The 26431-nt window shown below is 75.6% G+C and carries 26 protein-coding genes and 1 pseudogene; 15 read left to right on the forward strand and 12 right to left on the reverse strand.

Translation table 11 applies throughout. From position 1 onward, the window contains the following. The coding region (locus IE98_RS51340; RefSeq protein WP_234443770.1) for a transglycosylase family protein at positions 1-142 on the forward strand (142 nt) is incomplete at its 5' end. Between the two features lie 181 nt (positions 143-323). On the opposite strand, the pseudogene IE98_RS0132815 reads toward IE98_RS51340, so the two are convergent. Continuing rightward, positions 324-3176, reverse strand: a pseudogene (locus IE98_RS0132815) (AAA family ATPase); the annotation flags it as partial. 86 nt (positions 3177-3262) lie between these two features. Between IE98_RS0132815 and IE98_RS0132820 the strand changes: the two are divergent. The 3 genes from IE98_RS0132820 to IE98_RS0132830 all read left to right on the forward strand — a co-directional run bounded on the left by IE98_RS0132820 (position 3263) and on the right by IE98_RS0132830 (position 6654). Further along, a complete protein-coding gene (locus tag IE98_RS0132820) occupies positions 3263-3934 on the forward strand; it encodes an esterase/lipase family protein (RefSeq protein ID WP_030275358.1) in 672 nt (223 codons plus the stop codon). Between the two features lie 111 nt (positions 3935-4045). Further along, positions 4046-5275: an FUSC family protein gene (locus IE98_RS0132825; protein WP_030275360.1), complete on the forward strand. Its 1230-nt coding sequence runs from the start codon at positions 4046-4048 to the stop codon at positions 5273-5275. 269 nt (positions 5276-5544) lie between these two features. After that, positions 5545-6654 carry a glycoside hydrolase family 19 protein gene (locus IE98_RS0132830; protein ID WP_043175717.1) on the forward strand — a complete coding sequence of 370 codons (1110 nt, stop codon included), beginning with the start codon at positions 5545-5547 and terminating at the stop codon, positions 6652-6654. Positions 6655-6718: 64 nt separating this feature from the next. On the opposite strand, the gene IE98_RS0132835 is transcribed toward IE98_RS0132830, so the two are convergent. The 4 genes from IE98_RS0132835 to IE98_RS0132850 all read right to left on the reverse strand — a co-directional run bounded on the left by IE98_RS0132835 (position 6719) and on the right by IE98_RS0132850 (position 10062). Continuing rightward, entirely contained in the window at positions 6719-7501 is a 783-nt protein-coding gene (locus tag IE98_RS0132835) for an ABC transporter permease (protein WP_030275364.1), read from the reverse strand. Next, entirely contained in the window at positions 7498-8517 is a 1020-nt protein-coding gene (locus IE98_RS0132840; protein WP_030275366.1) for an ATP-binding cassette domain-containing protein, read from the reverse strand. Before IE98_RS0132840 ends, IE98_RS0132835 begins: the two co-directional genes overlap by 4 nt. Before the next feature lie 86 nt (positions 8518-8603). Next, positions 8604-9446, reverse strand: a complete 843-nt coding sequence (locus IE98_RS0132845) for a DUF4097 family beta strand repeat-containing protein (protein ID WP_030275368.1) — start codon at positions 9444-9446, stop codon at positions 8604-8606. Positions 9447-9540: 94 nt separating this feature from the next. Next, on the reverse strand, positions 9541-10062 hold the full coding sequence (locus IE98_RS0132850; protein WP_030275369.1) for a toxin-antitoxin system HicB family antitoxin: 522 nt from the start codon (positions 10060-10062) through the stop codon (positions 9541-9543). A gap of 291 nt (positions 10063-10353) precedes the next feature. Between IE98_RS0132850 and IE98_RS0132855 the strand changes: the two genes are divergently transcribed. After that, on the forward strand, positions 10354-11472 hold the full coding sequence (locus IE98_RS0132855) for a PQQ-dependent sugar dehydrogenase (RefSeq protein ID WP_078661498.1): 1119 nt from the start codon (positions 10354-10356) through the stop codon (positions 11470-11472). An 85-nt stretch (positions 11473-11557) separates the two neighbouring features. Next, positions 11558-12388, forward strand: coding sequence for an alpha/beta fold hydrolase (locus IE98_RS43470; RefSeq protein WP_052391297.1), 831 nt, complete (start codon positions 11558-11560; stop codon positions 12386-12388). On the opposite strand, the gene IE98_RS0132865 is transcribed toward IE98_RS43470, so the two are convergent. Continuing rightward, positions 12373-13950 (reverse strand): glycoside hydrolase family 43 protein, encoded by a 1578-nt coding sequence (locus IE98_RS0132865; RefSeq protein ID WP_052391298.1) that lies wholly within the window; start codon positions 13948-13950, stop codon positions 12373-12375. The genes IE98_RS43470 and IE98_RS0132865 overlap by 16 nt on opposite strands. Positions 13951-14233: 283 nt before the next feature. Between IE98_RS0132865 and IE98_RS0132870 the strand changes: the two genes are divergently transcribed. The 3 genes from IE98_RS0132870 to IE98_RS0132880 all read left to right on the forward strand — a co-directional run bounded on the left by IE98_RS0132870 (position 14234) and on the right by IE98_RS0132880 (position 16823). Further along, positions 14234-15316: a class I SAM-dependent methyltransferase gene (locus IE98_RS0132870; RefSeq protein WP_030275376.1), complete on the forward strand. Its 1083-nt coding sequence runs from the start codon at positions 14234-14236 to the stop codon at positions 15314-15316. Between the two features lie 131 nt (positions 15317-15447). Further along, the gene (locus IE98_RS0132875; protein ID WP_030275377.1) at positions 15448-15861 is read left to right on the forward strand and encodes a hypothetical protein; all 414 of its coding nucleotides are present in this window, start codon (positions 15448-15450) and stop codon (positions 15859-15861) included. 374 nt (positions 15862-16235) lie between these two features. After that, the gene (locus tag IE98_RS0132880) at positions 16236-16823 is read left to right on the forward strand and encodes a DUF6434 domain-containing protein (RefSeq protein WP_234443764.1); all 588 of its coding nucleotides are present in this window, start codon (positions 16236-16238) and stop codon (positions 16821-16823) included. Positions 16824-16830: 7 nt separating this feature from the next. Here IE98_RS0132880 and IE98_RS0132885 read toward each other — a convergent pair whose 3' ends face one another. Next, positions 16831-18147, reverse strand: coding sequence for a YncE family protein (locus tag IE98_RS0132885; protein WP_052391299.1), 1317 nt, complete (start codon positions 18145-18147; stop codon positions 16831-16833). Between the two features lie 142 nt (positions 18148-18289). Here IE98_RS0132885 and IE98_RS0132890 point away from each other — a divergent pair, with 142 nt between their 5' ends. Continuing rightward, on the forward strand, positions 18290-18946 hold the full coding sequence (locus IE98_RS0132890; RefSeq protein WP_030275383.1) for a TetR/AcrR family transcriptional regulator: 657 nt from the start codon (positions 18290-18292) through the stop codon (positions 18944-18946). A 43-nt stretch (positions 18947-18989) separates the two neighbouring features. Here the strand turns inward: IE98_RS0132890 and IE98_RS0132895 are convergent, their stop codons facing one another. Together IE98_RS0132895 and IE98_RS0132900 are read right to left on the reverse strand one after the other, a co-directional pair. Then, complete coding sequence (locus IE98_RS0132895; protein WP_030275384.1) at positions 18990-20006, reverse strand: M56 family metallopeptidase; 1017 nt, start codon at positions 20004-20006, stop codon at positions 18990-18992. Positions 20007-20017: 11 nt separating this feature from the next. After that, positions 20018-20392, reverse strand: coding sequence for a BlaI/MecI/CopY family transcriptional regulator (locus tag IE98_RS0132900; protein ID WP_030275385.1), 375 nt, complete (start codon positions 20390-20392; stop codon positions 20018-20020). 158 nt (positions 20393-20550) lie between these two features. Here IE98_RS0132900 and IE98_RS0132905 point away from each other — a divergent pair, with 158 nt between their 5' ends. Then, entirely contained in the window at positions 20551-21324 is a 774-nt protein-coding gene (locus IE98_RS0132905; protein ID WP_030275387.1) for an ABC transporter ATP-binding protein, read from the forward strand. A 4-nt stretch (positions 21325-21328) separates the two neighbouring features. Beyond that, entirely contained in the window at positions 21329-23881 is a 2553-nt protein-coding gene (locus tag IE98_RS0132910) for an ABC transporter permease (protein WP_030275388.1), read from the forward strand. 133 nt (positions 23882-24014) lie between these two features. Here the strand turns inward: IE98_RS0132910 and IE98_RS0132915 are convergent, their stop codons facing one another. Genes IE98_RS0132915 through IE98_RS0132925 form a run of 3 tightly spaced genes read right to left on the reverse strand, consistent with a single transcriptional unit; the run spans position 24015 to position 25079 of the window. Continuing rightward, positions 24015-24326, reverse strand: a complete 312-nt coding sequence (locus tag IE98_RS0132915) for a hypothetical protein (RefSeq protein ID WP_030275390.1) — start codon at positions 24324-24326, stop codon at positions 24015-24017. Continuing rightward, entirely contained in the window at positions 24307-24753 is a 447-nt protein-coding gene (locus tag IE98_RS0132920) for a MerR family transcriptional regulator (protein ID WP_030275391.1), read from the reverse strand. The genes IE98_RS0132915 and IE98_RS0132920 overlap by 20 nt, the downstream gene beginning before the upstream one ends. Beyond that, positions 24750-25079, reverse strand: coding sequence for a hypothetical protein (locus IE98_RS0132925; RefSeq protein WP_030275393.1), 330 nt, complete (start codon positions 25077-25079; stop codon positions 24750-24752). The genes IE98_RS0132920 and IE98_RS0132925 overlap by 4 nt, the downstream gene beginning before the upstream one ends. 283 nt (positions 25080-25362) lie before the next feature. Here IE98_RS0132925 and IE98_RS0132930 point away from each other — a divergent pair, with 283 nt between their 5' ends. The 3 genes from IE98_RS0132930 to IE98_RS0132940 are packed head-to-tail and all read left to right on the forward strand — an operon-like array spanning position 25363 to position 26429. Then, a complete protein-coding gene (locus tag IE98_RS0132930; protein ID WP_052391300.1) occupies positions 25363-25776 on the forward strand; it encodes a hypothetical protein in 414 nt (137 codons plus the stop codon). Between the two features lie 6 nt (positions 25777-25782). Beyond that, positions 25783-26121: a gas vesicle protein GvpJ gene (gene gvpJ / locus IE98_RS52680; RefSeq protein ID WP_078661499.1), complete on the forward strand. Its 339-nt coding sequence runs from the start codon at positions 25783-25785 to the stop codon at positions 26119-26121. Beyond that, complete coding sequence (locus IE98_RS0132940; protein WP_030275399.1) at positions 26118-26429, forward strand: hypothetical protein; 312 nt, start codon at positions 26118-26120, stop codon at positions 26427-26429. Before gvpJ ends, IE98_RS0132940 begins: the two co-directional genes overlap by 4 nt. Positions 26430-26431 lie beyond the last annotated feature (2 nt).

The following is a 26431-nucleotide window of genomic DNA, read 5'->3' on the forward strand; positions in this document are numbered from 1 at the left end:
CGCGTTCGGTGGCCACGCGTACGCGGCCAACGCGCACCAGGCGAGCAAGGCGCAGCAGATCGCCGTCGCGGAGAAGGTCCTCGCGGCGCAGGGCCCGGGTGCCTGGCCGGTGTGCTCCGTGAAGGCCGGCCTGAGCAAGTAGGGCCCCCGGCCGTCCGTACGGCCTCCGCGGCCCGGACCGGTGATCCCGGACCCGGCACCCCGCACCCCCGCACGGCCCGCTCCCCGCACCCGGGAAGCGGGCGGCCGGCGAGGACGGGGCCGAGCTGTGTCCGGGAGCGGATGCCGAGGACGGCGAAGACGTTCCGCAGGTGGTGCTCGACCGTACGCGGGCTCAGCGAGAGCTGCCGGGCGATCTCGTTGTTGGTGGCGCCGTCGGCGGCCCGCCGGGCGATGTGCGCCTGCTGGGCGGTGAGGACGGTCAGGTCCCGGCACCGGGTGGCGCCGCCGTCCGCGGGCCGGTCCGACGCGGCCCCGGCGGCCCGCAGCTCACCTCTGGCCTCCTCCGCCCACGGCCGGGCCCCGCACCGCTCGAAGCCGTCCAGTGCCTCCTGCAGATGGTGGCGGGCCCGTCCCGGGCGCCGTCGGCGCCGCAGCGCCTTGCCGAGCAGCAGTGAGGTACGGGCGTGCTCCAGGACGGAGTCGGCCGCGGCGTGCCGGGCGAGCGCCTCCCGGTACGGGCGCAGGACGGCGTCCGCGGCGCTGCCCTCCGCCTCGGCCAGCAGTGCCGCGCAGCGCAGTGCGAGTGCCCTCGCGTGCGGGCCCGCCCCGGCCGCCGCCCAGGCGCTGAACTCCCGGACCGCCGGACGGGCCTCGTCGCAGCGGCCGACCCGGACGCACACCTCGACCAGGCAGGGGACGGCCAGCAGCCGCAGCGCGAAGTGCCCCTGGGCGGGCCCGGGTGCGACCAGGGCGAGCAGCCGGGCCGCCGCGCGGTCGGGCCGGTCCGCGGAGGCGTCACGGCGGGCGAGCGCCCAGGCGGTGACCGCCGCGGCGGTGGCCAGTCCGTGCGCCCCGGCCGTCCGGTCCGCCTCGGCGGCGTGCCGGGTGCAGTCCTCCGCGTCCCCGCGGACGGCGGCGGCGAGGGCCAGCACCGCGTGGTGGTGGGCCGCGGAGTTGCGTGCGTCCACCCGTTCGGCCAGGTCGAGGCCCTGCCGGGCGTGCCGTTCGGCCCGCTCGGGCAGTCCCGCGTACAGCTCGGCGAAGGCCAACCGCTGCAGCAGGTGCGGGAGGCCGGCCTCGTGGCCGCGGGCGCGTGCCAGCGCGACGGCCCGGCCGGCGAGGTCGCGGGCGGCCGGGGCGTCGCCGAGCACGGCCGCCGCCGCGAGCGCCCGGGCCAGGGCCGCAGGCCCGGTCCCCTCCCCGGACCCGGGGGCGGCGTCGGCGACCGCGCGGCGCAGTGCGGGGATGCCCCGGCTGTAGTGCAGGTCGAAGGCGGCGGCGGCGCCGCGGGCGCTGTGCAGCATCACCGCGGGGACGGCCGGGGCCTCCGGGCCGGCGGGGACGGGCAGCAGGGCGGCGGTCTCGGCGCGGCAGCCCGCCCGGTCGCCGGCCGCCCAGGCGGCCTCGGCGGCGTGCCGGCGGGCGTCGAGGGCGAGCTCCGGGTCGACGGGGGCGAGGAGGTCGGCGGCAAGGGAGAGAGTGGCCCGGGCCTGTCCGGCGGGTCCCCCGGCGAGTTCGATCATGCCGGCGGTGCGGGTGGCACGGCCGGTGGTGCGGGCGTCGGCCGGCAGGCGGCGGGCCCGGTCGAGGAGCTGCCGGGCGAGGCCGGTCCGGCCGGCGAGGCGGGCCTGTTCGGCGGCGCGCGCGTACCGGTCCGCGGCGGCGGCGGCCTGCGGGCCGAGTACGGCGGCGAGGCCGAGCAGGGCGGCGAGCTGGCCGGGCAGGGCGGTGGCCCCGGCGGTCCGGGCGGCGGCGTCCAGGGCGTCGGCGGCCGCGGGGGCGGGCGCCGTCGCGGTGGAGGCGGCGTGCCAGAGGTGCACCAGCCGCGGGCCGTCGGCCGCCGTGGCGAGGGCGAGCCGGCGGTGGGCCGCCCGGTGGTCGGAGGTCGTGGCCCGGTGGCGGATCGCGGCCGGCCAGAACGGGTCGGTGAAGCGGGGGCCGTCGGGGTGCCCGTCGACGATGCCGGCCCGTGCGGCCGCCCGGAGGAATCCCGGTTCCGTCGCGGACGGCAGCCGCGGTCGGGCCGGCCAGAGCCCGGCGGCCTCCTCGGCGAGGGCCAGGGCGAGCAGGTGGGTCCGCTCCGCCGCCGGCAGCGGGTCGAGCCGGTCGGCGTAGCGCCGGAGCAGCGGGGTCGCGGGCAGCGGCGAGGGCAGTTCCTCCCGACCGGCGAGCTGCGCCGCGGTGAGGACGGCGAGCAGGTCGGCGACCTGGCCGGGCCGGCCGTGTGCGGCCGCCAGCAGCGCCGAGAGGACGGCCGGGGCGACCGGGCCGGGGGCGGTGGCGTGCGCGAGTGCGGCGGCGGCTGCGTCCGGCAGTGGTCCGAGGTCGAGTCGGGGCAGCCCCGCGAGGTCGTCGGCCGGGGTGCGGTGGTGGGTGTCGGCCGTGAGGAGTGCGGTGGCCGGGCCGTGCGGGGCGAGTCGGCGGGCGGTCAGGCCGAGGACGGTGCGGGAGGGGGCGTCCCAGTGGTGGACGTCGTCGACGACCAGCAGCAGCGGGCGGTCCCGGGCGGCCCGCTGCAGCAGGTCGAGCAGGTGCCCGGCGCGTTCGGCGGCGGACCGGCGTCCGTCGGTCCGTGGCGTCCCCGGGGACGGGTCGGGTGCTCCGGTGCCGGCGAGCTCGGCGGTGAGGAGGGTGAGGGCCGCGTACGGCAGGTCGCGCTCGGCCGGGTGGCCGGGGGCGGCGACCACCCGCCCGCCGGCGGCCGCCGGCGCCTCGGCGGCACGGGCCGCGAGGGCGGTGCGGCCGGCGCCGGGCGGCCCGGTGAGCAGCAGGCAGCCGCCCGTCCGGGCGAGCGCGCGGGCGAGCAGGGCGTCCAGCGCCCGGAGTTCGGGTTCGCGTCCGTGCACGGGCTGCCTCTCCGGGCCGGCGGTCGGTCGGTGCGTGGCCCAGCGCAGCAGAACGGTCGTGTGCGGTCCAGACGGTGAGGCGGAGGCTGTCGGGCTGCCCAGTGGCCCGGGGGTGCGGCTGGGCAGGTGCACAAGGCCGCGTCCGGTTGCGGGCGCCGGTGGTTTCACCGATTCGCGGCGGGGCCGGGGCTGTCCAGACTGTGGCCGCCCTGACGTCCGGTCAGGGTTCCCCCACCCAAACCCTGGAGGTAGGGATGCGCCGGATTCTCGGCTCCCTGTTCCTGTGCCTGGCGGCCGTCACCGCGTTCGTGGTGCCGTCCGGGGCGGCCCATGCGGCCGGCCACCGCCCGGTGATCTTCGTGCACGGCTACACCGGCAGTGCGTCCAACTGGACGACCGCGCTCTCGGTGTTCACGGCGGGCGGCTACGGCTCCTCCGAGCTGTACACCTTCGAGTACGACTGGAACCAGTCGAACCAGACCAGTGCCGCGCAGCTCGCGGCCTACGTCGACCAGGTGCGGGCGAAGACCGGTGCCACCCAGGTCGACCTGGTCAACCACTCGATGGGCGGGCTGGTCACCCGGTGGTACGTGAAGCAGCTCGGCGGTCACACCAAGGTCGCGCACTGGGCCTCGCTGGCCGGCGCCAACCACGGCACCACCTACGCCGCGAACTGCATCGTCTACCCGTCCTGCCAGGAGATGTACCCGGGCTCGTCCTTCCTCGCCACGCTCAACAGCGGTGACGAGACGCCCGGCAGCACGGCGTACCGCACCTGGTACTCGCCCTGCGACGGCGTGATCATCCCGTACACCAGCACCGCGGTCGGCGGCGCCACCAACACCCTGGTCGCCTGCCAGACCCACATCGGCTTCCTGACCGACCTGACGGTGCTGGCACAGGTGCGCGGGTTCGTCTCGGCCTGACCCGCGCGCAGCACCTCCCGCCCCTCCGGGTGCCGCGGCGCCGGCCACGGCACCCGGAGGGGTGCGCCGCGCCGTCCGGATGCGGGGCGGTGCGACGGGTACAAGGGAGTGATGCGCGATCTGTGGACCCGGACCAGGAGTGCCGTCCGACGGTGGATCAAGGACCCGACCGTCGCCCTGTACCTGCGGGCGACGGTCGCCGCCACGCTCGCCTACGCCGTCGCCGTCCAGCTCAGCGCCGAGCCGGCCCCGCTCACCGCGCCGCTGACGGCGCTGCTGGTCGTCCAGGTCACCGTGTACTCGACGCTCAAGACGAGCATCCGCCGGGTCAACTCGGTGATCGTCGGCGTGCTGATCGCGATCGGCTTCAGTGCCGTGGTCGGCCTCTCCTGGTGGAGCCTGGGGCTGATCATCCTGGCCTCGCTGGTGGTCGGGCACTTCGTCCGGGTCGACGAGTTCGTCAACGAGGTCGCGATCAGCGCCATGCTGGTGCTCGGCGTCACCCGGCTCGCCTCGCAGGCCTGGGACCGCGTCCTGGAGACCCTGATCGGCGCCGGCGTCGGACTCGCCTTCAACGTCGTCTTCGCGCCCCCGGTCTGGGTCGACACCGCCGGCGAGTCCATCGAGGACCTCGCCCGCCGCGCCCGCCAACTGCTGCTGGAGATCGCCGAGGAGCTCGGCGGACCGGCACCGGTCGAGCAGGCGGCCGCCCGGCTGCACGAGGCCCGTCGGCTGGACCAGGCCATCGCCGACGTCGACGCCGCGCTGCGCCAGGCCGAGGACAGCCTGCGGCTCAACCCGCGGGTCAGCGAGGGCCTGCTCTCGCGGATCGTGCTCCGCACCGGCCTGGACACGCTGGAGATCTGCGTGGTCGTCATCCGGGTGCTCACCCGCTCGCTCACCGACCTGGCCAAGCGCCGCAACGGCGACGAGCGGCTCTTCCCCTCCGACGTCACCGTCTCGCTGGGCGAGCTGCTGGAGCACGTCGGCGGCGCCCTGGTGAGCTTCGCCGTGCTGGTCACCACCCAGGTCAGCCGCAGCGCCGAGGAGGCCGAGGACCGCCTCGCCGCCGAGCTCGCCGCCGCCTGGGCCGTCCGCGAGAACGTGGCGCACCAGCTGCTGCGCCACGTCCAGGAGGACCCGGAGGCCTGGCAGCTGTACGGGTCGGTGCTCGCCGAGATCGACCGGATGCTCGACGAGCTCGCCCTGGAGCACCGCTCGCGCCGCCTGATGGAGGAGCTCGACCGGGCGTCGATGGCCAACGCCGAACGGCTGGACCGGCTCGGCCGGTTCGCGGGGCTGCGCCGACTCGCCCGCGGCGAGCGCCGCCGGAAGGCCTGAGCCGGCCGGCGCGGCCGGCCCGCGAGCCCCCGTCCGGAAGGGCCCGGCGGGCCGCGCCGCGCGCCTTGAGGATTTCTTAGGGTTCCCTTGAACCTGCCTACAGCACGCCTTCTTGACAGGTATAGACCAGTTTGGTTGAGTCCTCGTCAACCCCGCAACGGCGGCCCGGCACCCCTTTCTTCCGACGGTGTCCGCAGGCCCGCGTGCGCGGTCCCCTCCGTCCTCGATCCCGTGCGGCCCCCACCGCACCAAGGGGTGATCACGTGTCAGTGAAGCACCGTCTCCCGGCCAAGCGCCGGTTCATCGCGGCCGCCGCCGCCGGCGCCGCCGCGATAGGCCTCGCGGTCCTCATTCCCACCTCCGCCTCGGCCGGCACCTGTGCCTCGGCGTGGAACTCCTCCTCCGTCTACACCGGGGGCATGTCCGCCTCCTACAGCGGCCACAACTGGACCGCCAAGTGGTGGACCCAGAACGAGACCCCCGGCGGCGCCTCCGGCGTCTGGGCCGACAACGGCGTCTGCGGCGGCGGTGGCGGCTCCACCCCGACCCCGACCGGCGGCGGCAGCTGCGACTACCCGGCCTGGGTGGCCGGCCGCACCTACACCACCGGCACGGTCGTCAAGTACTCGAACGGCAACCTGTATCGCGCCACCCACGACAACCCGGGCTACGACCCGACGATCTCCACCTGGTACTGGGAGCCGTACAACTGCTCCGGCGGCGGCAGCACGCCGACCCCGACCCAGACCTCGAACCCGGGCGGATTCCCGGTCAGCGAGGCGCAGTTCAACCAGATGTTCCCGAACCGGAACTCCTTCTACACCTACGCCGGCCTGAAGGCCGCGCTGAGCGCCTACCCGGCGTTCGCCAACACCGGCAGCGACACGGTGAAGAAGCAGGAGGCCGCGGCCTTCCTCGCCAACGTCAGCCACGAGACCGGCGGCCTGGTGTACGTGGTCGAACAGAACACCGCCAACTACCCGCACTACTGCGACTCCTCGCAGTCCTACGGCTGCCCGGCCGGCCAGGCCGCCTACTACGGCCGCGGCCCGATCCAGCTCAGCTGGAACTTCAACTACAAGGCGGCCGGCGACGCCCTCGGCATCGACCTGCTGCACAACCCCAACCTGGTGCAGACCGACTCCGCCGTCGCGTGGAAGACCGGCCTCTGGTACTGGAACACCCAGTCCGGCCCCGGCACCATGACCCCGCACAACGCGATGGTGAACGGCGCCGGCTTCGGCGAGACCATCCGCAGCATCAACGGCAGCCTGGAGTGCAACGGCGGCAACCCGGCCCAGGTGCAGAGCCGGATCAACGCCTACCAGAGCTTCACCCAGATCCTCGGCACCGTCCCGGGGAACAACCTGAGCTGCTGATCCGCAGCCGCGCACGACGGCGGGCGGGGGCCGAACGGCCCCCGCCCGTCCGCACGTCCGGCGGTCAGCGCCGCACGCCGCCGCTGAACAGCGAGCGCGACCAGAGGTAGCCGATCACGGTGATCCCCGCGCACCAGGCGAGCGCGATCCAGCCGCTGCTGCCGATCGCCGAACCGGAGAGCAGACCGCGGAGCGTCTCGGTCATCGGCGTGAACGGCTGGTTCTCGGCGAACCAGCGCAGACCCGGCGACATCGAGTCGGCCGGCACGAACGCGGAGCCGAGGAACGGCAGGAACTGCACCAGCAGCGGCTTGTTGCTCGCGGACTCGACGGTCTTGGAGAGCAGGCCGAGCGCCGCCGACAGCCAGGTCACCGCGAAGACGATCGCCGTGAGGAGGCCCGCCGCGGCCAGCCACTCCAGCGGGGTCGCCGCGGACCGGAAGCCCAGCGCGAGGGCCACGCCGACGACCAGGACGGCGCAGACCATCGTCTGGACGACGCTGCCGAGGACGTGGCCCGTCATGAACGAGGACCGCGTGATGTCCATGGTGCGGAAGCGGTTGATGATGCCCTCGGTCATGTCCGAGCAGATCGCGATCGAGGTGGACATCGAGCCGGCCGCCACCCCCATGACCACGATGCCGGGGGTGAGGTAGTCCAGGTACGCGTCCCGGCCGCCGCCCATGCCCGCGCCGATCGAGTCGCCGAAGGCGTAGACGAAGAGCAGCAGCATCAGGATCGGCGTCATGGCGCTGCCGAACCCGACGGCCGGATAGCGGACCGCGTGCTTCAGGTTGCGCCGGAGCATGGTCGCCGAGTCGTTCACGGCGTGGGCGAGCGAACTCATCGCAGGGTCTCCTCGGCGTCGGGCGGGGTGGCGGTGGCGGTGGCGGCGGTGCGACCGCCGGTCAGGGCGAGGAACACGTCGTCCAGGTCGGGGGTGTGCACGGACAGGTCGGCCGTCCGGATGCCCGCCGCGTCGAGCCGGTCGAGCAGGGTGCGCAGGGCGTCGATGCCGCCGTCGCCGGCCACCCGCAGGGCGAGGCCCTCGTCGTCCCGGGCCGCTCCGGGCAGGGCCGCGGAGGCACGGGCGTGCTCGGCGGGGTCGGTGAAGCGCAGCCGGACGTGGCTGCCGGGGATCCGTGCCTTGAGCTCGTCGGCGGTGCCCTCGGCGACGATCCGGCCGCCGTCGAGCACGGCGATCCGGTCGGCCAGCTGGTCGGCCTCCTCCAGGTACTGGGTGGTGAGGAAGACGGTGGTGCCGCCCGCGACCAGCGCGCGCACCGTCTCCCACATGGTGCGGCGGCTGCGCGGGTCGAGCCCGGTCGTCGGCTCGTCCAGGAAGATCACCCGGGGGTCGCCGACCAGCGTCATGGCGAGGTCGAGCCGGCGCCGCATGCCGCCGGAGAAGGCGGCGGCGCGCTGCTGCGCGACGTCCGCGATGTCGAAGCGCTCCAGCAACTCCCTGGTGCGGGCGCGCCCTTCGCGTCGGCCGAGACGCAGCAGGTCGGCCATGAGGAGCAGGTTCTCCTCGGCGGTGAGCAGGTTGTCGAGTGCGGCGAACTGCCCGGTGACGCCGATCGCGGCGCGCACGCCGGCGGGCGAGCCGGCGACGTCGTGGCCCGCCACCCGGGCCGTGCCGCCGTCGGCGGCGACGAGGGTGGAGAGGATCTGCACGGTGGTGGTCTTGCCGGCGCCGTTCGGCCCGAGCAGGGCGAACACCGATCCGGCCGGGATGTGCAGGTCGATCCCGTCGAGGACGGTCTTTCCGCCGTAGGACTTGCGCAGGCCGGTGGCGGTGACGGCGGCGGGCGGCCGCGGATCACCGTCCGTCCTGGGCGCGGGCATGACAAATGAAGGCATGGAGCCCTCCCGTTCGAAGGCTGGGGTGACGGTGGGTCGGGGCGGTCGTGCAGGGCGGTCGTGCGGGGCGGTGGTACGGCGTGGGCTCAGGCGCGGGCGCTGCGGACGTCGATGTTGCCCCAGCGGGTCCGGGCGCGGACCTCGACGGTGTCCTCGGCCTCCTCCGGCGGCGTGGCGTCGGCGAGCGAGTTGCGCACCTGGCCTCGCTCGGAGCTGACGTCCAGCCAGGCGGCGGTGCCCTTGCGGATGCCGACCTCGATGGCGCCGTACGCGGTCTCCAGCTGGATGCTGCCGCTCGCGACCTCGGCGACCCGCAGGGTGCCGTGGGCGGTGGTGGCGGTGACCGGGCCCTCGGCCCGGGCGATGTCGATGTCGCCGTTGGCGCCGCTCACCCGCAGCTCGCCGAGGGCGGTCCCGACGGTGGTGGTGCCGTGCGAGTTCTTCAGGACGGCGGGGCCGTCGACGGTGCCGACGCGCACGCTGCCCGAGCTGGTGGTGATCTCGGCCGGGCCCTCGACCCGGTCGACGGTGATCGAGCCGTGCGAGGCCGTCAGCCTGAGCGGCCCGGTGGTGTCCAGGCGGACGTCGCCGGCGGAGGTCTTGACGCGGACCTCGCCGAGCCGGCCCTCGCCGAACACCTGTGTCCAGGAGCCGGCCACCTCGACGTGCGAGCCGGAGGGCAGGTCGACCGTCACGTCGACGGCGCCGGTCGGGCCGAGCAGCGTGCGCTGCTTCGTCCGGACGGTGAGGACACCGCCGGCGAAGGACACCTCGGTCTGCTCGGCGGCCCGCACGTCCCGGTCCTTCTTCGGGTCCAGGGGCAGCACCTCGACGACCGTCTCGGGGCGGTCGCCCGCGGTGAGCCGGACGGAGCCGGCGGCCACGTGGGCGTGGGCGGAAATCGGTTCGGGGGTGTCGAAAGAAGGCATGGCTGTCCCGTCCTCGTGGCTCTTCGGGGCGTCCCCGCAGGTGGGGAGCGGTGTGGGTGAAGTGGTGCGGATGGGTGCGGGGCGGTTGCCCGGGTCAGCGCACCCAGCCGGTGAAGCTCTGTCCGACGCTGCGGGCCTTCTCCGTCGTGCGCGGTGCGGTGCCGCCGTCGAGCGCCGCCGAGACGGCCCGGACCAGCCAGGCGTTGACCGACAGGCCCTGGCGGCCCGCGGCCTCCTCGGCGCGCGCCTTGAGGTGCGCCGGCAGTCGCAGGTTGACGCGGGCGGTGCCGCCCTCATCGGTGTCGGCGGGCGACTGTGGCGCGAGCGGTTCGACGGGCGCGGCGGCGGCCGCCTGCGCGGGGCCGCTGCCGGTCGGCGGCAGCGTCACCACGAAGTCCGGGTCCAGCCCGCGCAGCCGTACGTCGACCGAGCCGGGGGCGAGCTCGCGGGTGATCTCGTCCATCGCGGCGGAGAGCACGTTGAGCATCGTCAGGCGGGTCGCCGACTCCAGCGGTGCGGTGAGGCGCTCGGCCAGCTCGCGGGCTTCGTCGCCGCCGGCCTCGGCGGCCACCGCGAGTTCGCGCCGCAGGGTGTCGACATACGGAGTGAGGTCCATGACGTCATGATGGCACCACTGTGGTGCCATGCGCAAGCCCTTGTGGCGCCATGCGTGGCGTCCATGGCAGCGCATGCCGCCTGACCTGCGGATATATCGGCGGGGCGGGTGAGTGCCGGTGGTGTCGTGGGGTGGACCTGCCCCTGTTGCAGTGCCAGGGTGGCGCCTGGTGGCGTCATACAGTGCCAGGAGGTGTCATGTGGTGCCATGCGGTGCCGATCGGCGGAACGCAGGAAGCGACGGCCCGGGTGTGGTGAGCTGGAGTGCTGCCCGGCGCGGGCCGGGCGGCCGATGCCCCGCCGGGAGGCCCGTGTGAAATCCCGCACCGCGACGGCGCTGGCCCTGCTGCCCGTCCTCGCCGCGGCCCTCGCCGGCTGCGGCTCGTCCGCCCCGGCGGGCACCGCTGCCACGGCCGGCGCATCGGGCAGTGCATCGGGCAGTGCGGACGCCGCCACGGTCGCCGACCGCCTGAACACCCCCTGGGGCGTCGCCCGGATGCCGGACGGCGCCCTGCTGGTCGGATCCCGGGACACCGGGCGGATCCTGCGCATCGACCCGAGGACGGGCGAACGCGCCGACGTCGGGACCGTCCCGGGCGTGGACGCCTTCGTCGAGGGCGGACTGCTCGGCCTGGCCCTCGGCCCGAACGGCCGGCTGTACGCCTACTACACCGGCAACGACGACAACCGGATCGTCAGCTTCGCCTACGACCCCGCCCGCCCGGCCGGTGCCCGGCTGACCGATCCCCGGGCCGTGCTCTCGGGCATCCCCAAGGGCGACAACCACAACGGCGGCCGGATCGCCTTCGGCCCGGACGGCATGCTCTACGTCGGCACCGGCGAGACCGGCCGCACCGCCCTCGCGCAGGACCGCACCTCGCTCGGCGGCAAGATCCTCCGGATCACCCCCGACGGCGCGCCCGCGCCCGGCAACCCCTTCCCCGGCTCCCCGGTCTACTCGCTGGGCCACCGCAACGTGCAGGGCCTCGCCTGGGACGCGCAGGGACGGCTCTGGGCCTCCGAGTTCGGCCAGGACGCCTGGGACGAACTCAACCTGATCCGGCCCGGCGCCAACTACGGCTGGCCGGTCGTCGAGGGCAAGGCCGGCCGGGCCGGATACACCGACCCGGTGGTCCAGTGGCGTCCGGCCGACGCCTCGCCGAGCGGCATCGCCTTCGCGGACGGCGCGATCTGGATGGCCGGGCTGCGCGGCCAGCGCCTGTGGCGGATCCCGCTGAACGGCGACGGCACGGCCGGCACCCCCACCGCCGTCCTCGACCACACCGCCGGGCGGCTGCGGACGGTGGTCGCCGAGCCGGACGGCAGCCTGCTCGTCACCACCAGCAACACCGACGGGCGCGGCGACCCCCGCCCGGGGGACGACCGGATCCTGCGCCACCGGCCGGGCTGACCCCGGTGCGTCCCGCCGCGGGCGCTGCGCCGCCCGCTCCGGCGCGGGACCACCGAGTGAGGGTGCCGCTGCGGGGAGGTGCCGCATGGAGCAACCGGCCGTCCGGGTCGCGCGCCTGCCGGGCGGGCCGGCCCTCCCGTACGCCGAGCAGGGCGATCCCGCCGGACCGCCGGTCGTCCTGCTGCACGCCGTCGGCGACTCCTGGCGCGCCTTCGGGCCGCTGATGGCCGCGCTGCCCCCGGCGCTGCACGTGCTCGCCCCCAGCCAGCGCGGGCACGGCGGGGCCGACAGCCCGCCGGAGGGCTACCGGCCGGCGGACTTCGCGGCCGACCTCGGTGCCTTCCTGGACCTGCTGGGCATCGGCCGGGCCGTGCTCGTCGGCGCGTCCAGCGCGGGCTTCACCGTCCGCCGGTTCGCTGCCGACCGCCCCGAGCGGGTCCGCGGCCTGGTCCTCCTCGGCTCGCCCGCCCTGCTCGTCGACAAGCCGGAGGCCGCCGCCTTCCGGGAGGCCGTCGCGCGGATGACCGACCCGCTGGACCCGGCGGCCGTCCGCGCGATGGTGGAGTCGGTCGTCGCCAGGCCGCTGCCGCCGGACTTCGCCGAACTGATGGTGCAGGAGGGCCTGCGCGTCCCGGCGCGGGTGTGGCGCGCCACCGTCGAGGGGCTGTTCGGCGAGACCCGCCTCGACGGCCTCGACCGGATCGCCGCGCCCGCCCTGCTGATCCGGGGCGACCGGGACACCGTCCTGCCGCGGGCCGACCAGGAGCGGTTGGCGGCCGCCCTGCCGCACGCCGCGCTGCTCGTCCACGAGGGCTCGGGCCACGTCGTCCAGTGGGACGACCCCGTGCGCACCGCCGCCGACCTGGCCGCCTTCGCCGCGGCGTGCGGCGGCGGCGACGGTCAGTCCGCGACGTAGCGGAACCAGTCGAAGTCCGCCCGGGTGGCGGTCGGGTGCGGCGCGGTGGCGTACAGGCCGAGGTGGCAGCCGGTGAAGCCGCCCGCGTGCCGGCTGCTGAGGATGCGGCCGTCCACCGTGCCGAGCTCGGCGGCCGGCCCGTCGGCCCGGCCGCAGCGGAAGGCGTACTGCTGGCCGCGGGCGGTCACGCCCAGCACCAGCGGGCCGGCGGCGAGCGGCAGTTCGGCCCGGACGGTGTCCCGGCCGCCGTCCCGCACGGTCAGCCGGACGACCCGGCCGCCCGCGCCGTCGCCGTCCACCAGCAGCCGGACGTGGTGGTCCGGGTCGTAGTACGCCACCAGGCCCGCCTGCTCGCCGGGCGCGGCCGGGGCGAAGTCGAGCGCCGCCTCGGCCGTGAAGTCCGCGTGCTGCTGGCGGCGGCCGACGAAGCTCGGCGTCGCCCGCTCGGCGAGGGTCTGCGGCAGCAGCTGCAGCCGCAGGTGGCCGGGGCGTTCCCGGAGGCTGTGGAAGACCGTGCGCGGGGTCCGCAGCAGGCTCCACCGCGGGCCCAGCTCGGCCGCGTCGAAGTGGTCGACCGGGCCGGGCTCCGGCCAGGGGTGCGGCGGCAGTGCGATCCGGGTGGTCTCCTCCAGCCGCCCGCTGCCGGGGTTGACCACCGGCCAGCCGTCCTCCCAGGCGACCCGGGCGACGAAGGTCTCCCGACCCAGGTTGGCGTGCCCGCCGCCGCCGTACGGCCGGGAGGCCAGCAGCAGGGCGTACCAGTCGCCGGCCGGCGTGCGGACCAGGTCGGCGTGCCCGGCGCCGGTGACGGGGTGGCCGAGGCCGAGGTGGCGGTGGGTCAGCACCGGGTTGCGGGGGTTGTTCCGGTACGGCCCGGTGAGCCGGCGGCTGCGGGCGACGGTGACGGCGTGGTCGTGTTCGGTGCCGCCCTCCGCCACCACCAGCAGGTAGTGGTCGCCGTGCCGGTACAGGTGCGGGCCCTCGGCCCAGCGGGCGTCCACCAGGGCGCCGCGGAAGAGCACGTGCTCCTCACCGGTGAGGAGGCCCCGGTCGAGGTCGATGCCGCGCAGCCAGATCTCCGTCCGGCCCTCGTCGTCGGTCGGCCGGGCGCCGAGCAGGTGGGCGGAGCCGTCCTCGTCGAAGAAGAGCGACGGGTCGAAGCCGGGTGCCGCGGGCAGCCAGACCGGGTCCGACCAGCGGCCGGCCGGGTCGTCGGCGGTGAGCAGGAAGGTGCCGTCCTGCCCCGGGCCGTCGACCAGGGTGCACACCAGGTGGAAGCGCCCGCGGGCGTGGTGCAGCGAGGCTGCGTAGAGACCGCCGGACGGCCGGACGCCGTCCAGGGCCAGCTGCTCCGGCCGGTCCACGGCGTGCCCGATCGGCCGCCAGTGCACCAGGTCCCGGCTGTGGAACAGCGGCAGGCCCGGGAAGTACTCGAACGAGGAGGTGGCCAGGTAGTAGTCCTCGCCGACCCGGCAGACCGACGGGTCCGGGTGGAAGCCGGGCAGGACGGGGTTGCGGGCGTCCTGGTACTGCGGCGCGGCCGGGTCCCCGGGCGTGGCCATGGGTGCCTCCGAGGGCTCGGACGGGCGGGAGCGACGAGGAGCGTTCCGCGAGGGGGTGCTGTGAAGGGTGCTGCGCGGCTGGTGCTGCGAGCTGCGACGAAAAGTTTCGGAGAAGTTTCCGGTCGGATCGCCCCCGACCGTACGGTGCCCGTTTCGCCGGAGTCAAGGGCGGCCGTTGCGGTATGACGGCCGGTCCGGGGCGGAGAGCCGCCGTGGCCGGCCGAGCGTACGTTGGAGGTGCGGCACTGCTCGGCCCCGCCGCCCCGGCAGCAGGAGGTGCCCGATGGCGAATCCGGAGAACGGCAACGGGGAACTCGACCAGGCGAAGACCGAGGCCTTCGCGGGCCGGATGGTCGACGTCCTCAACGGCGCCGCCCTCGCCCTGATGACGAGCGTCGGCCACCAGGCCGGCCTGTTCGACGCGATGGCCGGCTCGCCGCCCGCCACCAGCACCGACCTCGCCGCCCGCACCGCACTCGACGAACGCTACGTCCGCGAATGGCTCGGCGGCATGGTGGTCGGCGGCATCGTCGAGTACGACCCGGCCGACGGCACCTACCGGCTGCCGCCCGAGCACGCCGCCTCGCTCACCGCGGCCGCCGGGCCGGACAACCTGGCCGGCATCATGCAGTACGTCGGACTGATGGGCGAGGTCGAACAGCAGGTCCTCGGCGCGTTCCGGCACGGCGGCGGCGTCCCCTACTCCGCCTACCCCCGGTTCCAGGCACTGCAGGCAGAGGAGAGCGCCCGGGTCTACGACCTGGCCCTGGTGGACACCATCGTGCCCCTCGTCCCCGGCCTGACGGACCGGCTGCGGACCGGCATCGACGCCCTCGACGTCGGCACCGGCCAGGGCCGCGCGCCCGTGGTGCTGGCCGCGGCCTTCCCCGAGAGCCGCTTCCACGGCCTCGACCAGTCCGAGGAGGGCATCGCCGTCGGCCGCTCCCAGGCCGAACGGCGCGGCCTGGCTAACGTGGCCCTCGCCGTCGGCGACTCCACCGGCATCGCGGGCGAGTACGACCTGATCACCGCCTTCGACGTCATCCACGACCTCGCCGAACCGGCGGCCACCCTCGCCGCGATCGCCGCCGCGCTGCGTCCCGGCGGCATCTTCCTGATGGGCGACATCGCCGCCTCCAGCCGACTGGAGGAGAACGTCGGCCACCCCTTCGGCCCGGCGCTCTACTGCTTCTCGGTCTTCTACTGCATGACCACCTCGCTCAGCACCGGCGGTGCCGGACTCGGCACCGTGTGGGGCGAGCAGACCGCCCGCCGGATGCTCGGCGAGGCCGGCTTCGACGAGGTCGAGGTGCGGTCCGTCGACGGCGACCCGCTCAACCTCTACTACGTGGCCCGCAAGGGCTGACGGCCCGTCCGATCCGACCGGCCGCCGACCGTGTGGCGGCGCGCCGGGCGGGCAGACGCACTCCCCGGGACCGGCCGCCGTGGCGGCCCGGCCCGCCGACGCACCGTCAGCCGCCCGGAGGAGGGCCACCGATGAACCCGACCGTCCCGCAGCACCTGTCCGTCGCCGAACTCGCCGCCGAAGCCGCCGAACTGCTCCGCGTGGCCGCCGACGCCCCGCACCGTGGCGGCGGCCCCGGCCTGCTGCACACCACCGAGGCCGCGGAGGCCGTCGGCGCCCTGGCCGGCCTCACCGCCCGGCTGCCCGAGCTCCTCGACCGGCTCGAAGCCTTCCTCGGCAGCGAGCAGGCCGCCGGCCGGATCGCCCCCGACCCCGCGGGCGCCGACGCCTACGACGTCATCCGCACCGCCCGGGACGCCCGCGAACAGCTCTACGAGGCCAGCCGCACGGCCGCCCTCCTCGCCGACTCCATGGCCGCCGCCGGCACCCTTGCCCCACTCGGCACCCCCCGCACCGCCGGCGGCCCCACCCACCCGCACGCCTGACCCGCGCCCGCCCGTCCCTCCGGCGCCACTGCGGGCCGGGCTGCGAGAGTCCCCCCGATACTTCGCGTGCCGATGCTGCAGACAGGGCCGCCGTGTCGTGGCCGAACACGACTCGCTGACCCGCGGTGGCGGGCCGCTGCGGTCCGCCTGTGCGGCAACCGGGCGTCCGTGCCGGGTCGGGTCGGGCTGCGCGCGGTGCACGGACGGCGGCCGGAACGCGCGTCCTCTGCGGGGCGGATCCGTCCGGCGTTCTTCCGGGTGGGCTCGCCGCGGGCTGTGCCGGGTCCGCCGTCCCGGGGTGTCCTTCCTGCTGCGCCGAGCGTGGCGCCGACCCCCGGTCTCGGGTTGTCGCAGGTGGCGGGCAGAATGGCCGGATGGGCGGGGACGGGGGCGGCATGACCGGTGTGCACGAGGCGAGACCGCGGCTGACGACGGCGTTGAGCGGTGCCGAGCTGCTGCGGTGGTACTGGACGCTGGACGAACTCGGCGGACTGGCCCGGGAGATGGGTGTCCGCCGGGGTGGCGGGAAGGCGGCGCTGACCGCCCGGCTGGCCGCCGCGCTGGACGGCGGGCCGCTGCCGGAGGCCCCGCCGCCGCGTCCCTCCCGCGCGGTGCGGCAGCTCGCCGCGCCGGTCGACGGGGACACCGTGATCCCCGCCGGCCAGCGCTGCAGCCAGGTGCTGCGCGCCTGGTTCACCGAGCAGATCGGGCCGTCCTTCCACTTCGACGCGCACATGCGGGCCTTCGTCGCGGAGAACGCCGGCCGCACCCTCGCCGACGCCGTCCGCCACTGGCACGCGACCCGCGCCGAGGCGGCCCGGCCGCAGGAGGTCGGCGCCCAGTTCGAGTTCAACCGCTTCCTGCGGAGCTGGCACGCCGAGCACCCCGCCGGCACCCGCACCGAGGCGCTGGACGCCTGGCGGGCCCACCGCGCCCTTCCCCGCGACGCGCCGGCCCACTGATCGGACGTCAGGGTGCCGGCGGAGAGGTCCAGTCGGCGGCGACGTGTCCGAGCCGGACCCGCTGGGGGTGGTCGCCGACCGGTGTCGAGGCGACCTTCCGGCCGGTGGCGAAGTCGATCGCGGTGATCCGGTCGGCCCCGCTCTCCGAGATCACGCAGGAGGCGCCGTCCCCGCTGACCGTCGCCCAGTACGGCTTGGACGCGGGGACCAGCGGGCCCTCCTTCAGCGTGGCCCGGTCGACGACCGTGGCGTAGTCGTCCATCGTCCCCGCGACGCACAGGTGCGCGCCGTCGGGACTCATGGCCAGCCCGTGGTGCCGCGAGTCGTTGACCCAGGTGGTGCGGTCCGGATTCGTCGCCGGGTTCCCGGGCAGGTCGGCGACCCGGGTGATCCGGTCGGCGGCGACGTCGTACTCCAGCACGCCGTTGAAGAACGACACCTGGAAGTAGAGCGTCGAGCCGTCGGGGCTGAACGCCACCGGGCGGACGGCGTCGGAGAGGTCCTGGCGGCCGATCGCGTCCAGCCGCTGCCGCATGTCGATGACCTTCACCTGGCGGAAGGTCTGCGCGTCGACCACGGTGATCCGCCGGTCGCCCTTCGTCCAGTCGAGCCACGGCGCGTCGAGCGCGGTGGTGACCTCGCCGATCGCCATGTTCCAGATCCGGGTGCCGCCGTCGGTGAAGACGTTCTCGTGCGGCTTGTCGCCGGTGGCGAAGGAGCCGAGCTGCCGGCCCGTCCGGATGTCCAGCACGTGCACGATGTCGGCGGTGGAGGCGGAGACCGCGACCCGGGTGCCGTCCGGCGAGACGGCCATGTGATCGGATCGGTAACCCGCCACCGGGAAGCGCCAGTTGATCCGTCCGGTGGCCAGGTCGATGGAGACCACGTCGGCGAAGCTCGGCCGGGAGACCACCACGGCAGAGCCGTCCGGCGTCGAGTACATGTCGTCGACGAACTGGTCGTGCCCCTCGCCCGGGCCAAGCCGCACCCCGAGGAAGTACGCCAGCTTCACCGGGTTGAGGTAGATCTCGGCGAGCCGCTGCGCCTTGTCCGGGACGACGTCGATGCGCCCGATCCGGGCGAGGGCGCCGGTGGACTCCACCACGTCCGCGGTGCCGTCCCAGTTGTTGCCGACGAAGAGCACCTCGCGCAGCCCGTCCGCCCGGGCCGAGACCGCGGCCGCGGCCGGCAGCGGGGTGGCGCCGGCGCTCGCCGCCCCGGCGGTCAGGGCCAGTGCGGCGCAGGTGGCGAGCAGGGCGCGGCGCAGCGCGGCGCGCCGCCGTGGCGTGCGGCGCGCGGGGGAGCGGTGGGCGGGTCGGGGCATCGTCGTTCCTTCCGGCTGGTGGTCCAGGGAGGATCTGAAAACGAGCACATTCAGATTTTCTACTTGAAAGTAACGACGCGTCGGTGTCCCGACAAGACGGCGGACGCGGGAAAATGAGGGTCCGTCGACTACGGGGGGTGCGGTGACAGGCAGGCTGAGGCAGCCGACCGGTCGGTACGCGGGCCGGTCCGCGGAGGACCGGCAGGCCGAGCGCCGCGGGCGCTTCCTGACCGCTGCGCTGCAGCTCTTCGGCGACGCGCCGGGCTACCGCTCCACCACGGTCGCCGCGCTGTGCGAGGCGGCCGGGCTGTCGAGCCGTCAGTTCTACGAGGAGTTCCGCACCCTGGAGGACGTGCTCGCCGACCTCCACCTCCAGGTCAACGACTGGGCCGAGCAGGCCGCGCTGGCGGCCCTCGCCGAGGCCGGGGGGCTGCCCGTCGCCGATCGTGCCGCGGCCGTCTTCGGCGCCTACGCGGCGCACGTCACCGCCGACCGGCGCCGGCTGCGGATCACCTTCGTCGAGATCATCGGCGTCAGCCCGCGGCTGGAGCAGCAGCGGCTGGCCCGCCGCTCCCGCTGGGTCGACCTGCTGTGCGCGGAGGCGGCGTCGGCCGTGGCCCGCGGGGAGGCGGTGCCGCGCGACTACCGGGTGGCCGCCGCCGCGTTCATCGGCGGGGTGAACGGGCTGCTGCACGACTGGGCCGAGGGCTGGGTGGACGCGACCCTCGACCAGGTCGTCGCCGAGCTGGTCCGCATCCTGCTGGGCATCCTGGACGCCCCGCCGGCACCGACCGGCTGACCGCCCACCGCGCGGGCGGCGCGGCCCTGCGGCGGTACGGCCCTCAGTGGTGCGCAGCCGCGTGCTTGGCCAGTTCCAGCAGGGTCTCCAGGTCGTGTGCGGCCTCGGCCGCGCACAGTGCGGTGGTCAGGGCCAGCCCGGCGAAGGCGGCGGCCGTCCAGGCGCGTCGGCGCGGCGCGGGGGCCAGCAGCGCGGCGACCCGGCGGGGCACCGGGCCGGGCCCGTCCGCCCGCAGGAAGGCGGGCCGGCGCAGGTGCGGCCGCGGGGTGCCCGGGCGGAGCGTACCCGGCCGGAGCCGCCCGAGGACGCCCAGCGCGGCGGCCGGGATCCAGGACCGGCCACGGGTGCGGCGGGCGGCGATGGCCGCCTTGCCGATGGTGCGGGCGACCCGGTGCCGGTCGCCCGAGACGCCGGCCGCGACCTCGTCGGCCCAGCGTTCCACGGTGTAGCCGACGGTGGTGGCGAGCGGCCGCAGCAGAGGGTTGGCGGCGGCCCCGAGCTGGGCGAGGGCGACGAACAGGTAGTGCCGGTGGTCCAGGTGGGCGCGCTCGTGGGCGAGCAGCACCTCGTGCTCCGCGGGTTCGAGGGCCGCCAGCATGCCCGTGGAGACGACGATCCGGCCGGGGTTCCCCGGGACGGCGTAGGCCTCGGCGGCGGGGTCGTCGACCACGACCAGCTGGTCCCGCCCGGGCAGGCAGGCGGCCTCCGACATCGACCGGGCGAGGGTGCGGGCCCTCCGGACGAGCATGCGGCCGGCCAGGGCGGTGACGCCGACCAGCAGCGTGCCCGCGAGGACGGCGACCGACAGCGAGGTGGGGTCGTGCTGCTGGGCGGCGTGCGCCGACCAGTGCCCGTCGGCGAGCCGGGCGAGCAGCGGGATCCGGATCAGCCCGGTGGCCGCGAGCATGCCGAGCACGGCGGTGCTCGCGGCGGCCAGGACGAGGGAGCCGGCGGTCAGCAGCCAGGTGGCCTGCCGCGGCGGCAGCCGCTCGCCCAGCGGCCGGGCGAGGACCGCGGCCAGCAGCGGGAGCACCAGTGGCAGGTAGACGGCGACGCGCATCGGGGCCGGGCCTACTTCCCCGGGTCCAGCAGCCGGCGGAGCAGCTCCTCGTCGGCGTCCGAGAGCTCGTCGACGAAGTGGGCGAGGACGGCCGCCCGGTCCGCGCGCCCGGCCAGCACGCCGCTCATCCGGCGGGCGGCGAGCCCGGACTCGTCGGCGACGGGGGAGTAGGCGAAGGCCCGGCCGCGCTTGGCGCGCCGCAGCACGTCCTTGCCGTACAGCCGGGTCAGGGCGGTGACCACGGTGGTGTAGGCGAGCCGTGCGTCGCCGAGCCGTTCGAGCACCTCGCCGGGGGTCAGTGCGTCGGGGGCCGCGCCGTGCAGCACGGCCAGGATCGCGGCCTCCAGCTCGCCCTTGCCCCGCCCCTCGGGTGCGGTCGGGTGCATGCCCACGGAACCGGTCCACCTCCTGCGCTATCTTCTACGTCGACGTAGAACTTCTACCTGATCGTAGAACTTCTACGTTCCGGTAGAAGTCGCTGCCGGAAGTCTGCCATGCCCGCCCGCCCGACCGGGCGCGGGTGCCCCGATCCTGGAGGACGTGCGTGAGCACAGCAACCGCGGTCACCGGCCCGCACGAGACGGTCGCGGCCCGCGCCACGTCCCTGACCAAGGCCTACGGCACGGGCGAGACCCGGGTGGTCGCCCTGGACGCCGTCGACGTGGCCGTCCGCGGTGGCGAGTTCGTCGCGATCATGGGTCCGTCCGGCTCCGGCAAGTCCACCCTCATGCACTGCCTCGCCGGCCTCGACACCGCGACCGGCGGGCAGGTCCTCATCGGCGACACCGAGATCACCGGCCTCAAGGACAAGCAGCTCACCCGGCTGCGCCGGGACAAGATCGGCTTCGTCTTCCAGGCGTTCAACCTGCTGCCCACGCTCACCGCGCTGGAGAACATCACCCTGCCCGTGGACATCGCCGGACGCACCCCGGACGGCGCCTGGCTGGAGCGGGTGATCGACACCGTGGGCCTGGCCGCCCGGCTGAAGCACCGGCCGGCCGAGCTCTCCGGCGGCCAGCAGCAGCGCGTCGCGGTCGCCCGGGCCCTCGCGAGCCGCCCGGAGATCGTCTTCGCGGACGAGCCGACCGGCAACCTCGACTCCCGCGCCGGCGCCGAGGTGCTCGGCTTCCTGCGCAGCTCGGTGGACGACCTCGGCCGGACGATCGTCATGGTCACCCACGACCCGGTCGCCGCCGCCCACGCCGACCGCGTGCTGTTCCTCGCCGACGGCCGGATCGTCGACGAGCTCACCGCACCGACCGCCGACTCCGTCCTGGACCGGATGCGCCGGTTCGACGGCGCCGGACGCAGGAGCTGACGGCATGATCAGGGCAAGCCTCCGCACCTTCCTGGCCCACAAGGGCCGCACCGCGCTGTCCACCCTCGCCGTCCTGCTCGGCGTGGCCTTCGTCTCCGGCACCCTCGTGTTCTCCGACACCATCGACGTCGCCTTCGCCGGCATCGCCGGCTCGACCGCGGCCGACGTGACGGTCAAGCCCAAGCAGGCGTTCACCCCCGAGGCCGAGGACCGCGGCGTCTCCGGCGAGACCCCGACCCTGCCCGCCGCCGTGGTGGCCCGGGTCGCCGCCCTCCCCGGCGTCCGGGCCGCCCACGGCCAGGTGTCCCTGCAGGACCTGACCGTCGTCGACCGGAACGGCAAACAGGTCGGCCCCACCACCGGGGCCCCCACCCTCGGCCAGAACTGGTACGACGACCCGCAGGTCCACCTCGCGGAGGGCCGCGCCCCCACCCGGGCCGGCGAGATCGTCCTCGACCGGGCCAGCGCCCGGCACAAGGACCTCCACCTCGGCGACGCCCTGCGCGTCCTCACCCCCGCCGGCTCGATGCCCGGCACCCTCGTCGGCATCGTCACCTACCGGGCGGGCAACCCCGGAGTGACCATGGCCTACGTCGACACCGCGACCGCGCAGCAGCAGCTGCTCGGCAAGCCCGACGGGTTCACCGGCATCATCGTGGACACGGGGCCCGGCACCGGCCGCGCCACCGCCAAGGCGGCGATCAAGGCCGCGCTGGGCGACGGCTACTCGGTCGCCACCAAGGAGGAGCAGGCCGCCACCGCGGCCCAGCAGATCAGCTCCTTCCTGAGCGTCGTCACCCTCGCGCTGCTCGGCTTCGCGGGCCTGGCCGTCCTGGTCGGGATCTTCCTGATCCTCAACACCTTCGCCATGCTCGTCGCCCAGCGGACCCGCGAACTCGGCCTGCTCCGCGCCCTCGGCGCGAGCCGCGGCCAGGTGCTGCGGTCGGTGCTCACCGAGGCGCTGCTGGTCGGCCTCGTCGGCTCCACCGCTGGCCTGGGTGCGGGCATCGGCCTCGCCGCCGGACTCAGGGCGCTGATCTCGACTTTCGGCGTCGACCTGTCCGGCACAGCCCTGGTGATCGACCCGCCGACCCCGGTCGCGGCCTACGCCGTCGGCGTCGTGGCCACGCTCGTCGCCGCCCACCTCCCCGCCCGGCGCGCGGCCCGGATCTCCCCGATGGCCGCGCTGCGCGAGGCCGCCGTCCCGCCCGCGCCGAAGCTCGGCCGGCGCACCGCGCTCGGCGCCGTCCTGTTCGTCGCGGGCGGCGGACTGCTGTACGGCGCGGCCACCCACCACACCACGATCGTCACGGCCGGGGCCCTGCTCGGCGGCGGCATCCTCGCCTCCCTGCTGGCCCTGGTCGTGCTCGGCCCGGCGCTGTCCCGGGTCGTCGTCCACGGCCTCGGCGCGTGCTACCCCGCGCTGTTCGGCACGGTGGGCCGACTCGGTCGGCTGAACGCGGTCCGCAACCCGCGCCGCACCGGCGCGACCGCCGGAGCCCTGATGATCAGCCTCTCCCTGGTCGGCGCGGTCGCCGTCCTCGCCGCCTCGCTCACCACCTCGGTCGACCGGGCCGTGGACGCCACCTTCGGCGCCGACTACGTGCTGTCCGGCAACGGCGCCACCCCGATCGGCCACGAGGTCACCGACCGGGTCAGGGCCGTCCCCGGCGTCGTGGCCGTGACCCGGCAGCGGTACGCGCTCGCGCACCTGAACGGCTTCCAGATCGCCGTCTCCGGCGTCGACACCGCCGCCGTCGACCGGGCCGTCAAGCCCCAGTACGTGGCCGGCTCCACCGCCGACGTCGCCGCCGGCGAGGTGATGGTCGACCGGACCACCGCCGACGCCGACCACCTGGCCGTCGGCTCCCGCGTCGACCTGCAGTTCCTCAACGGGGCGACCGGCACCCTGACCGTCGGCGCGATCAGCAGGCCCCCGGCCGGCGCCGGCAAGGACGGCGGCAGCTGGGAGGTCTCCCTGGAGACCCTCGCCCGGTACGCCCCGGAGGCGCAGGACTTCACCCTGTACCTCAACACCGCCCCCGGCGCCGACCAGCAGCGGGTGCAGAGCGCCCTGGACACCGTGCTCGCCGGCTACCCGCAGGTCACCGTGCAGAGCCGGGCCGACTACAAGAAGTCCGTCACCGGCCAGGTCGACACCGTGCTGTACCTGGTCTACGGCCTGCTCGCCCTGGCGATCGTCATCGCCGTCCTGGGCGTGGTCAACACCCTCGCCCTCTCGGTCGTCGAACGCACCCGGGAGATCGGGCTGCTGCGTGCCGTCGGGACCTCCCGCCGCCAGGTCCGCCGCATGGTCCGGCTGGAGTCCGTGCTGATCGCCGTGCACGGCGCGCTGCTCGGCCTCGGCCTCGGTCTCGCCTGGGGCGTCGCCGGACAGCGGGTCCTCACCCTGTACGGCGTCACCGCGCTCACCGTTCCGTGGACGACGATCGGGGTCGTCCTCGCCGGGTCGGCGCTGGCCGGGCTCGCCGCGGCGGCGCTCCCCGCCGCCAAGGCCGCCCGGACCGCGGTGCTGACCGCGATCGCCGCCGCGTAGACCCGCCGGACCGGCCGCCACCTCCCCGGGTCGGCCGGTCCGGCGCACCGCCCGCCGACGGGCGCGCCCCCGAGCGCCCGCCGGCGGGCACCCTCACGTTCCCCGGCCCCTCGGTGCGCGGCTGCCGCCATCGCTACCGGCGGGGCGGCGGGCCGATCTCCACCGCCTCAGCGGTGTTCCCGCACCCGCAAGCGCCGGCCCCGCAGCCCCGGGAGCCGCACCCGCGGGCGCCCCGGCGCCGGCCCAGCCACCACGCGGCGGCCGCGCCCGCGGCCAGCGCGGCGGCGAGGGCGGGCAGCCGGCCGGTCACCGCCCCGGCACCGGCGCCGACCGCACCGGTGGCGATCAGCGCGGGCAGCACACAGCAGGCCGCACAGGCCAGGCCGGCCAGGCCCGCCAGCACCCCGACGGTGCGCGGGGTGCGGTCAGCAGCAGGGTTGGTCACGGTGCCTCTCCTCGGCGAGATCGGTGAAGGGGATCGGGCAGCAGGCACTGCCCGCGCAGGCGAGCAGGTCGTCGCAGCCGGCGTCGACGGCGGCGAGCAGCGCGCCGCGGATCACGGTCAGATCGGCGATCCTCGCGTCGACCTCGGCGAGCTTGGCCGCGGCGCGCTGCTGCAGGCCGGGCACCGGGCGGCCGTGCCGGTGGCGGCCGGCCTCCAGCAGCTCGGCGACCTCGTCCAGGGTGAAGCCGAGCCGCTGCGCCGCCTTGACCACCCGAAGCACCGTCACCGCCTCCTCGCCGTAGAGGCGGTGCCCGCCCGGCGAACGGTCGGGCTCGGCGAGCAGGCCGCGCCGCTCGTAGTAGCGCAGCGTCTGCACGTTCACCCCGGCCGCGTCGGCGACCTGCCCGGAGCGCAGGCCCCCGGTCACCGGGGGCCCCCGACGGCCCGGGCCCGCGCCTCGACGGCGTCCAGCACGGCCGCGTGCGCCGCGTCCACCGAGACGTCCAGCAGCACGGCCTCCGGGCGCACGGCGACGGCGAAGGCGAAGAACGAGCAGCAGCCGCCCTCCCGCTCCGCCAGGTCGCGCACCGGGGCCTCGCAGCCGGCGTCGAGCTCCAGCCGCAGCCCCAGCGGCCCGGTCCGGGACGCCTGCTGCAGGTGGCCGGCGAACAGGCCGTCCCACTCCGCCGCCCGGAGCGGCCGCTCCTCGCTGGGCAGCGTGCACGACACCGGCACCCACTCCCCGTCGCCCATCGCGCTCACTCCCGTCGTCAGGCCCCCGAGCGGGGACGTCTTTGACGGTAAACCCGTACCCGGGTACCGGATGCAAGCGCGGACCCGCCGGCGTACCCGCCGCCACCTTCAGTGCCGAGAGTGACGAATGGTTGCGCATTGTCGGTCAATTTAGACATTTCAACCACTCTGCGCTCACCGTTTGTGATCGAGTTGGCCGGGTAGGCGGGCCAGGGTCTTCGTCGGACAGATCCTCGATGTCCGACGGATCGACGACGGGACTCCCGCCTCCGTAGGACACACCATGAAGAACACGAAGCTTGCCGCAGCCGTCGGCGCGGGCTACCTCCTCGGGCCCTTCCACAAGGTTCGCTGGGCGATGGCCCTCGCGGGGATGGTCGCGGGCAAACGCATCACCACCGATCCGGCCGCGCTCCTCAGCGGGCTGCCCGAATCGTCGCCCCAGCTCCGGCAACTGGCCGGCAGCGTCCGCGGCGAACTCGCCGACGCCGGGCGGAAGGCGGCCGTCGCCGCGGCCGGCAACCGCGTCGACGCGCTGACCGACTCGCTGCAGCGCCGGACGGAGTCCCTGCGCTCCGGGTCCGCCGACGGCGACGAGCCCGGCGACGAGGAACCCGAGGACGAGTACGAGGAGGCACGCGAGGACGAGGATCCCGCTCCGCGTTCGCGTCGCCGCGTCCCGGCCGGGAGCCGGTGATCCGCCGTGTCCACCGTCGCCGCGCCGACCGGCCGCTACCTCGACCGGCCCCCGGCCGGGGGTCCGGCCGACGTCCTCGACCCGATCCTGGACAAGGGCCTGGTCATCGACGTCTACCTGCGGGTCTCCCTGGTGGGCATCGAGCTGCTGACGGTCGACGCCCGCATCGTCGTCGCCAGCGTCGACACCTACCTGCGCTTCGCCGAGGCGGCGAACCGTCTCGACCCGGCCGACGGCAGGAGCCGGGGCACGCCCGAGCTGGTGCACCGCCTGCAGGGCGGCGGCACCGGGCACGGGACGGTCGGGCACGGCACGAAGCGCGCTCGGGGGGAGGAGGAGCGATGAGCGCCGCGCGGGCCGGCACGGGCGGCGGTGCCACCGCCCCGACCCGGGCCTGCTACGTCCACGGCACCGTGCCGGCCGGCACCCGGACCCCGGACGGAGTGCGGGGCGTCACCGATCCGCCCGCCCGGGTCGACGTGGTCGACCGCGGCCGGGTGGCGGAACCCCTGCCCACAGCAGCCGCCCCGCCGTGCGGCGCCGCTCGACCGTCCTCCGGGGCCGGCCGCGGGGCCTGCGGCCGGCCGGTGCTCCGCGCCCGCGCGGCGGGACACCCGTGGCGCGGGGGACCCGCCCGGTACCCGGAGGTGTGAGC

The organism is Streptomyces sp. NRRL B-24484, from assembly GCF_000717715.1.
GTDB lineage: Bacteria > Actinomycetota > Actinomycetes > Streptomycetales > Streptomycetaceae > Kitasatospora.